The 9209-nt window shown below is 48.4% G+C and carries 9 protein-coding genes; 7 read left to right on the top strand and 2 right to left on the bottom strand.

Going from position 1 to position 9209, the window contains the following annotated elements:
- Window positions 1–53 precede the first annotated feature (53 nt).
- A complete protein-coding gene (gene mqnC / locus FPG75_RS18740; protein ID WP_143308782.1) occupies window positions 54–1178 on the bottom strand; it encodes a cyclic dehypoxanthinyl futalosine synthase in 1125 nt (374 codons plus the stop codon).
- Between the two features lie 156 nt (window positions 1179–1334).
- On the opposite strand from mqnC, the gene FPG75_RS18735 reads away from it, so the two are divergent.
- From FPG75_RS18735 to FPG75_RS18705, 7 genes are all read left to right on the top strand, one after another.
- The gene (locus FPG75_RS18735) at window positions 1335–2564 is read left to right on the top strand and encodes an aspartyl protease family protein (protein WP_143308780.1); all 1230 of its coding nucleotides are present in this window, start codon (window positions 1335–1337) and stop codon (window positions 2562–2564) included.
- Window positions 2565–2577: 13 nt separating this feature from the next.
- A complete protein-coding gene (locus FPG75_RS18730; RefSeq protein ID WP_143308778.1) occupies window positions 2578–3501 on the top strand; it encodes an aspartyl protease family protein in 924 nt (307 codons plus the stop codon).
- Between the two features lie 119 nt (window positions 3502–3620).
- Complete coding sequence (locus FPG75_RS18725; protein WP_143308776.1) at window positions 3621–4859, top strand: M16 family metallopeptidase; 1239 nt, start codon at window positions 3621–3623, stop codon at window positions 4857–4859.
- Window positions 4860–4902: 43 nt separating this feature from the next.
- Entirely contained in the window at window positions 4903–6183 is a 1281-nt protein-coding gene (locus FPG75_RS18720; RefSeq protein ID WP_143308774.1) for a M16 family metallopeptidase, read from the top strand.
- Between the two features lie 94 nt (window positions 6184–6277).
- On the top strand, window positions 6278–7084 hold the full coding sequence (locus tag FPG75_RS18715; protein WP_143308809.1) for a class I SAM-dependent methyltransferase: 807 nt from the start codon (window positions 6278–6280) through the stop codon (window positions 7082–7084).
- Between the two features lies 1 nt (window position 7085).
- Window positions 7086–7481 carry a lysozyme inhibitor LprI family protein gene (locus tag FPG75_RS18710; protein WP_143308772.1) on the top strand — a complete coding sequence of 132 codons (396 nt, stop codon included), beginning with the start codon at window positions 7086–7088 and terminating at the stop codon, window positions 7479–7481.
- A 71-nt stretch (window positions 7482–7552) separates the two neighbouring features.
- Complete coding sequence (locus FPG75_RS18705; RefSeq protein ID WP_143308770.1) at window positions 7553–7969, top strand: lysozyme inhibitor LprI family protein; 417 nt, start codon at window positions 7553–7555, stop codon at window positions 7967–7969.
- A 53-nt stretch (window positions 7970–8022) separates the two neighbouring features.
- On the opposite strand, the gene FPG75_RS18700 is transcribed toward FPG75_RS18705, so the two are convergent.
- Window positions 8023–9162: a formimidoylglutamase gene (locus tag FPG75_RS18700; protein ID WP_143308768.1), complete on the bottom strand. Its 1140-nt coding sequence runs from the start codon at window positions 9160–9162 to the stop codon at window positions 8023–8025.
- Window positions 9163–9209: the final 47 nt, after the last annotated feature.

Raw genomic sequence — 9209 nt, 5'->3', positions numbered from 1 at the left:
AAGGAGATGGCCGGCCCCGCGAAACGCGGGGCCCTTCTCTTTTATCTTTAATATTAGTAGTTAATCACCTGTTCTTCAATAGCGGCGGGGATTTTCCGGAATTCGTACAGCTGTGTACGTAGTTGCGGTTCAAAGCCGGCCTCGCGGATCGCCTCTTGCATGGAGCGGTAGGTGAAACGGTGCGGTGCGCCTGCGGCGCTTACCACATTCTCTTCGATCATGATGGAGCCAAAATCATTGGCGCCGGCATGGAGGCAGAGCTGTGCTACCTGCTTACCTACAGTGAGCCAGGATGCCTGGATATTTTTGATATTCGGCAGCATGATGCGGCTCATCGCGATCATACGGATATATTCTTCGGCAGATGTCATGTTGTGAACGCCGCGGATGCGCGCCAGCAGCGTGTCTACGTCCTGGAAGGTCCAGGGGATGAAGGCTGTGAAACCGTAGTGTCCTTCCGGTTTTTCACTTTGTACCTGGCGGATTGCCACGAAATGCTCAAAGCGTTCCTGTACTGTTTCTACATGCCCGAACATCATGGTGGCGGAAGAAGCGATATTGAGCTGGTGTGCTGCGCGCATTACATCCAGCCATTCCTGTGCACCGCATTTTCCTTTGGAGATGAGGCGACGTACGCGGTCGTTGAGGATTTCAGCGCCGGCGCCGGGCAGGCTGTCCATACCCGCTTCCTTCAAGGCTTTCAGCACTTCGATATGGGTACTTTTTTCCAGCTTGGTGATATGCGCAACTTCGGGGGGGCCGAGCGTATGCAGGCGCAGTGCAGGATACAGCTGCTTCAGTTGCTTGAAGAGGTCCACATAAAAGCTGAGGCCCAGGTCAGGATGGTGGCCGCCTTGCAGCAGCAGCTGGTCGCCGCCGTACTTCAGCGTTTCCTCTATTTTGCGTTTATATTCATCGATACCCGTGATATAGGCTTCGGGATGGCCAGGGATGCGGTAAAAGTTACAGAATTTGCAATTGGCGATACACACGTTGGTGGTATTCACGTTGCGGTCTATCTGCCAGGTAACCTTGCCGTGAGGCACCTGTTGCTTGCGTAATTCATTGGCAATGTGCATCAGCTCTGCGAGAGGAGCGTGCTGGAATAAATAAACACCTTCTTCTGCTGTCAGAAATTCAAAATGCTGTGCCTTTTTGTATAGATCCTGTAGTTCCATTGTGCTTTCCTTCTTGACGGAACAAAGGTAGTGTAATTGGATATATCTGTTCACCGAATTTCCATAGATAAATTTTACCGTCTGTAATAAAAATATTTTATACGAAACAGTTTAAATGTTAAATTTATACAAATACGATGCACCAGCATCCCCCTTATGTCTAGACCAATTCTGTTACGCTTCCTGCTGCTGTTGCTTGTATTGGGATTTTACCGTCAGGCCAGCGCAGTGGATGCCACGTTTAGAAACGACAGCACAAAGCCATCGGTACTGATCACACGTTTTAAGTTCAAACAGTACTACGGCGGGGTAGTAGTTATTCAGGCCCAGTTGAATGACTACCCGGATACGCTACAGTTCATCCTCGACACCGGCAGCGCCGGCATCTCACTGGACACGGCCACCTGCGTCAGGTTGGGCATCAAACTCACGCCCACCGACCGGATCGTACGCGGCCTTGGCGGTTCCAAAACCGTTTCCTTCGCCATGAACCACCGTCTCCGACTGCCCGGCGGCCTTGTTGTCGACAGCCTCGATTTTCATGTCAACGACTATGAGCTGATCAGCCAGGTGTATGGATTACAGGTAGATGGCATCATCGGCTACAGCCTCCTCAGCAGGTATATCGTTACTGTTGATTACGATACGGAAGAAATTTTCATCTACAGCAAAGGAAAGCATAACTACCCGCGGGGCGGCATGTTGCTCAAACCCTCGCTCACCCTCATTCCGCTCATATCATCTCCCATCAAAAACGGTAGAAGAAATACCAGCAACCGCTTCTATTTTGATACCGGCGCGGGTATGTGCCTGCTGCTGTCCAACGAATTTGTGAAAGACAGCTCTCTCATCGAAGGCAGAAGAAAAAAGAGAAAGATCATCCAAACCGAAGCCCAGGGCCTCGGCGGCAAAATGCAGATGTCGCTCACTACCATACAGGAATTTAAAATAGGCAGCTATGTATTCCGCAATGTGCCTACCTATATGTTCGATGATACCTATGGCATCACCTCGTATCCCTTTCTTGGCGGCATGATCGGCAACGACCTGCTCCGGCGTTTTAATATCACGCTCAACTACGCCAAAAAAGAGATCTACCTGCTGCCCAACACCCATTTCAGAGATGTATTCGACTATTCCTATACCGGCTTGATTATCTATCTCATTAACGGACAGGTGGAAGTAACAGACATCATCAAAGGATCACCGGCAGAAAAAGCAGGCTTTAAAAAAGGAGATATCATTATGGCGGTGAACAATAACCTGGGCTCCAACCTGCAGCTGTTCCGCGAGTTACTGAAAAACGTAGGTACCCGCGCAGTGCTGCTGGTGCGGCGCGACAACGACCTGTTGATCAAAAAGTTGCCAATAAAAAGTATACTTTAACGTTATTTGTGTCATGTGGCGATTTCTATGGTTAGTATGGGTGATCTCCTGTGCAGCCAGTATACCCGTGTTTGCACAACGAAAAAAAGAAGCGGCAGAACCAGACAACAAAAAGCCGGTAGCTGTTATTCCCTTCCGGATTATAGACCGGCATGTAGTAATACCGGCAGTACTGTCGGGCAGTAAGGACACACTTCATTTTATTTTTGATACCGGCGCGGAAGTAACGGTGCTGGATGCACGCGTGGCCACACGGCTGCGGCTCAACGGCAGTAAAGAAGCCTTTATGAGCGGCGTGAACAATGGCATGATCAAAGTACCCGTAACGAGCATTAACGCCATGTATCTCAACGAGATCAGGCTTCCTTACGTGAACGCATATATCGAAAACCTGGAAAATATCAGCCCGGTTACCCCGATGGATGGCGTTATTGGCGTGGCTTTGCTGAAAGCATATATTGTGAAGATAGATTACCGGCAGCAGCAACTGGTATGCTACCACAAAGGCAGGACGCCCATCGGCAATACCGGGCGGCTCGTGCATTTCCAGCTCAATTATACTACTCCCGTTATCGATGCAGTGGTGCAATTGCCCGATGGGCGCACCATTCCGGGGCATTACCACCTGACCTCCGGCGGCGATTACGGCATCCTTTTCAATTGGCCTTTCGTAGACAAGAACAAATTGAATACCTTGTTACCCACCGCCAATACCGACCGGGTGCAGGATATGGCGAAAGTGTTATATTACATTAACAGCAGCATCCCCCAGCTGGAGCTGGCCGGCCACAACATCAAACAAGTGCCCGTTAGCTACAGCAAAGACGTAGACGATGTTGGCGCCTTCACAGAAATTGCCGGCGCCATCGGTTATGAGGTCTGGAAACAGTTTACCCTCACGATCAATTACGACAAAAAAGAGCTGTACATTGAGTGAAATAGTTAATTTGCGACACTAACGACCATTTAGAAATTTGGTTATTTTATTATTTTATTATTTGGTTATTGACTAATCAAATAACCAAATAATAAAATGACCAAATAAAAAAATAATTTATGATCCACTACAATAAATTCACGCTCGCTAACGGATTACGTGTGATCGTCCATGAAGACCATACCACGCCGATGGCTGTATTGAATGTACTCTACGACGTAGGAGCAAGAGACGAAAACCCGGAGCAAACAGGCTTTGCACATCTTTTTGAACACCTGATGTTTGGCGGCTCTGTCAATATCCCGGAATATGATGAGCCACTGCAAATGGCCGGCGGCGAAAACAACGCCTACACCACCAGCGACCTTACCAATTATTATATTACGCTGCCCGCAGAAAATATCGAAACGGCCTTCTGGCTGGAAAGCGACCGAATGCTGTCGCTCGCCTTCAGTGAAAAGAGCCTCGATGTACAACGCAAGGTAGTATCCGAAGAATTTAAGGAACACTACATCAACAAGCCTTATGGCGACGTATGGCATAAAATGCGCGAGCTGGCCTATTCCACGCATCCCTACCGCTGGATGACCATCGGCAAGGAATTATCGCATATAGAAAATGCGAAGCTGGAAGATGTAAAAGCGTTCTTCTTCAAATATTACCGCCCGGTAAATGCCATCCTTTCCGTTGCGGGCAACATCACCACCGAACAGGTGAAAGCCCTTGCAGAGAAATGGTTTGGCGATATTCCTTCCGGCGAAAAATATGTGCGCAACCTGCCCATTGAACCCGAACAGCGGGAAGCACACAAGCTGGAAGTGAAGTCCAGCGTGCCTTTGGACGCCTTGTACAAATGCTATCATATCTATCCAAGACAGGATAAACGCTACTATGCCGCTGACCTGGTTTCCGATATCCTCGGCGGTGGCAGCGCCTCCCGGCTGCACCAGGTGCTCGTAAAAGAAAAGAAACTTTTCAGCAACATCGAATGTTATCATTTCGGTAGCCTCGATGCCGGCCTGCTCACCATCGAAGGCAAACTGGTGAAAGGCGTGAAGATGAAAGATGCAGAAAAGGCTATCCAGATAGAACTGGAAAAACTGCAACAGGAAGTGATCCCGGAACGAGAACTGCAAAAAGTAAAAAACCGCGTGGAAAGCCTGCTGGCATTCGAAGATATGAGCCTGCTCAATCGTGCCAACAACCTGGCGTTCTATGAACTGCTGGGTGATGCTTCCCTCATGAACAGTGAGTTCAGCAACTATGAAGAAGTGACGGCTGCAGATATTCATGCAGAAGCCAACAAGATCTTCAACGAAAAGAACTCCAATACTATTTATTACTACGCCGAGAATTAGACCCGTGGCGGCTTTGCTGCCATACCGGCTTAAACGACATGCAATGAACAGAAGTATTCCTCCTGCTATTAAAGACGCCGTGGAGTTTGACATAACGCTGAAACCCTACGAAAAATTCACATTGGATAATGGCATTCCCGTTTATGTCTTTAAATCAGATGAACAGGATACCTTACAACTGGAGCTCGTGTTCCCCGCTGGCAGCTGGTATGAAAACCAGAGCCTCGTGGCCACCGCTACCAACTTTCTTATGAAAAACGGCACCGGCAAGCGTTCCGCACTGGAGATCAATGAAAGCATCGAATACTATGGCGCATACTTGAACCGTAACGCCTATCATGAAAATGCAACCTACGCCCTGCATTGCCTCACCAAACATACCGCCGAGCTTCTGCCTGTTTTACAGGAAGTGATCCTCGACCCCGCATTTCCGGAAGAAGAGCTGAACATCTACAAACAAAACCAGAAACAAAAACTGGCGGTAAACCTTCAGAAATGCGACTTTGTTGCCAACCGCTACATCGATCAATACCTGTTCGGCGAGTTTCACCCTTATGGCCGCGTAAGCTCCATGATGGCCTACGATGCGCTGCAAACCGAAGTGCTGCAAGGCTTCTATAAAAAACATTACACGTATAATAACTGCCGTATCTTCCTGGCGGGGCATCTGCCGGAAAACATGATCACGCTGCTGAACCAGTATTTTGGCAGTACGCCCTGGAATGGCGAATCACACCTGCTCCGCCCCGAGCTGCCTGTACAGCCGGCCGAAGAAAAGAAATTCCGCATCTTCAATGATGAGAATGGCGTACAGGGCGCCGTGCGCATGGCGCGCCCCTTCCCGAACCGCTACCATCCCGACTTTCCGAAGATGCTGGTGCTAAACACCATCTTCGGCGGTTACTTCGGTTCGCGGCTGATGAGCAATATCCGTGAAGAAAAAGGATATACCTACGGCATCTATTCGCAGCTGTATAACTTCCGCCAGGTGAGCGCGCTCAATATACAAACGGAAGCGGGCCGCGATGTATGCGAAGCCACCATCGCCGAAATACGCAAGGAGCTGGAAAGGCTGCAACAGGAGCTGATCCCGCAGGAAGAACTCGACCTCGTGCGCAACTATATGATAGGCTCCATCCTCGGCGACCTCGATGGCGCCTTCCAGGTAATACAACGCTGGAAAAATCTTATCCTTAACGATCTGGATGAACAATATTTCTACAACAATATTAACATCATCAAAACCGTTACTGCTGAGGAACTACAGCATCTCGCCAAACAATACCTCTCGCCGGCAGATTTCTATGAACTGGTGGTGATATAGAGAGATAAAAAATATCTGTTTGAAAAAGTTTCCGACGCCGGAAACTTTTTTATTTTTATATACTGCGGCTCTTGCCGCGCTAGTACCGGATAGTATGGATCATACACCTGATTATATCGCCACTAACAGGGACATGTGGAATCAACGTACAGCCGTTCACGTTAGTTCCGATTTTTATGACGTGCCTGCATTCCTCAACGGAAAAAATTCACTCAACAGTATCGAACTGGCATTGCTCGGCAATGTACAAAACAAACATCTCCTTCACCTGCAATGTCATTTCGGGCAGGATACGCTATCGCTTGCACGTATGGGCGCAAACGTAACAGGGGTGGACCTTTCCGACACAGCCATTGCACAGGCGGAAGCTTTTGCAAAGCAACTGGACCTGCAAAATAAATCACGCTTCATCTGCTGCGACCTTTACAGTTTGCCACAGCATTTTGATGAACAGGCCGATATCGTATTCACCTCTTACGGTACCATCGGCTGGCTGCCCGACCTCGACCGCTGGGCTGCTGTAGTGAACCGCTTCCTGAAACCCGGCGGATACTTTGTGATGGCGGAATTTCACCAGATGGTGATGATGTTCGATGAACAATTTAAAGAAATCAAATACAGCTATTTCAACAGGGGAGAGATCATTGAAGAGGTGTCCGGCAGTTATACCGATCGCAGCGCGCCGCTGAAAAGCCTGTCCTATTCCTGGGACCATGCACTTAGCGAAACGATAGGAGCTTTGCTGCGACAGGGTTTGCAACTGGAGTTTCTGGAAGAATATGATTATTCTCCCTACAACTGTTTTAATAATACGATAGAGAAAGACGGAAAATTTTACATCAAAGGACTGGAAGGAAAGATACCGATGGTGTATGCATTCAGATTTTTTAAACCAGCTTGAAATGAAGTCATTAATTCTTTGTCTTGCACTGCTTGCCGCCAGCATTGCCGGCTTTGCGCAATCACAGGGCGATATGAGCAAACAGGCCGCCCAGGAATATAAGGAAGCCGACAAAAAACTGAATACGATCTATCAGGCGATCCTGAAAGATTATGCTGCCAACAAAAAGTTCATCACTAACTTAAAAGAGGCGCAGCGCCTGTGGGTGCAGCTGCGCGACGCACAGGTGAAAACAATGTATCCTGAAGCTGCCAGTACTTACGGCAGTGTTTTCCCGATGTGCAAAGCCAATTATCTCACTGAGTTAACGCAACAACGTATCGAGGCTTTGCAGGTATGGCTCAGTGGCCGTAAAGAAGGCGATGCCTGTAATGGCTCTGTAGGAGTCAAACAGTAATGATTTCTTAATAATAAATTATCAAATAATAATATATAAATTGCCATATCTTTATAATTCACACACTGTCCATGAGATATATTTTATTTTTCGTGGCGGTTTTTCTGTGTAATCAAATCAGTGCCCAGCAGCAGTCGCAACAGGCTGCGTTGGATTCGATCGAAAACCGCTACCACCAATGCCTTGCCAACAGCCAACGGATGTACGACTGCGCCGCTGTTTATTATCATGACGTAGATAGCCTGCTGCGCGGCACTTTGCAGCAGTTATATTCCTCGCTCGACCCGGTGCAGCTGAGTAAGTTGCAGCAGGATCAAACAAGTTGGGAAGAAAGAAAAGATGCTTTTTTCAGGAAGATCGACGAACGTGTAGAGAAGATGCATAAACGCACGATGGATGGCCTCGACGATGATATGATTTCCACCGATAACAAAGCTGCCTTTATCAAAGACAGAGTGATTTCATTATTTGGTTATTTGGTTATTTAAGGCTGTGGCGTAGGCCGTAGCCTTAAATAACCAAATAACTAAATAATAAAATATCACAATCTCTCCTGGTGCCTGAGCCATCTTTCCGGCATTTCGTTGTTGCTGGCGAGGAGGTAGTCGTTGTAAGCGCAGGGCACAAACTCGCGATCGGGCAATTGCATCCACCAGCGGCCTGTTTTCTTGCTTTTGAGGAATACGGTCTCTATATCGGAGAAGGCTATATGAAATTCCCAGAAGGCGTCTCTGTCTTCCAGTAAAGCCTCTTTATTTTTTACGGCTCTTCCATCAAGGAAGTACCAGATCATTTGTGAGATCTGGCGTGCGGTAAGATGTTCCTTATCTTTTTCAGACTGGTAACCGTAGATGCCAAAAGAGCTCAGGCGGCTGCTCATGCCGGCATAGCGGGCCAGCGAGCAGGCCTCTTCACCACTGAAACCATTAGGGGAGAGGTGATTGGCCGGAGCATCGGTATGGCGGATGATGTTGATATCCAGGCTGAAGAGATCAGAGTGGCGCAGTACCGGTTCTGCCTCTTCCATGTTCTCGCGGATACGTCCGAGGCGGAAGCAATCGAAACGGAGTTTATCCAGCGTTTCGAGCATGCGCGGATGCACGAAATAACTCTGAAACCCAAGGTGGTTGTAGTGCCTGAGATAATTGGGTTGTTCTGTGAGTATCTCCATCAGAAAACGTTCGCTGCGGATGGAAGACTCTTCGTGGAGGTCTATCAATGCGTCGGCTACGGTGGCTTCGATGATGAGTTGTTGGGAAGCGTATGCTTTGTATTGCGCGTAAGTGAGATCGTGTGAGCCGCCGAGGATGATGACGGTTTTATTGGCTTGTATCAGTTCGCCCACTACGGTTTTCATAGCGGCGTATGCATCGGCGAGGAAAGCGCCGGAGCGCAGGTTGCCAGCATCGGCGAGATGGATATCGCGGTGCCAGTTATAGAGCCGGTACAATTCCCTGCGGACGGCATCCGGGCCATGGGTGCCGGTTCTGCCGGAGTGGCCGCCTCTTTCTTCACCTACGCCAAGCAATACGATATCGGCAGCATCTATATCGGGAATATGATCTTCTTCATATACGTCAATAGTACCGCCCACCTGGAATGCATCGTATTCCTGGTCATCGTTCAGAAAAGCCTTTGAAACAGGTTGTAAAAAATCCTGCAGGTGTGAAAAATCTGCCATCACTTTAATGGGTTTATTTGATGGCAAACGTACGCAAGAATTTAATA

This window comes from Chitinophaga vietnamensis, from assembly GCF_902167635.1.
In the GTDB taxonomy this organism is placed as follows: Bacteria; Bacteroidota; Bacteroidia; order Chitinophagales; family Chitinophagaceae; genus Chitinophaga; species Chitinophaga vietnamensis.
This window is presented reverse-complemented; position numbering and strand designations above follow the sequence as displayed.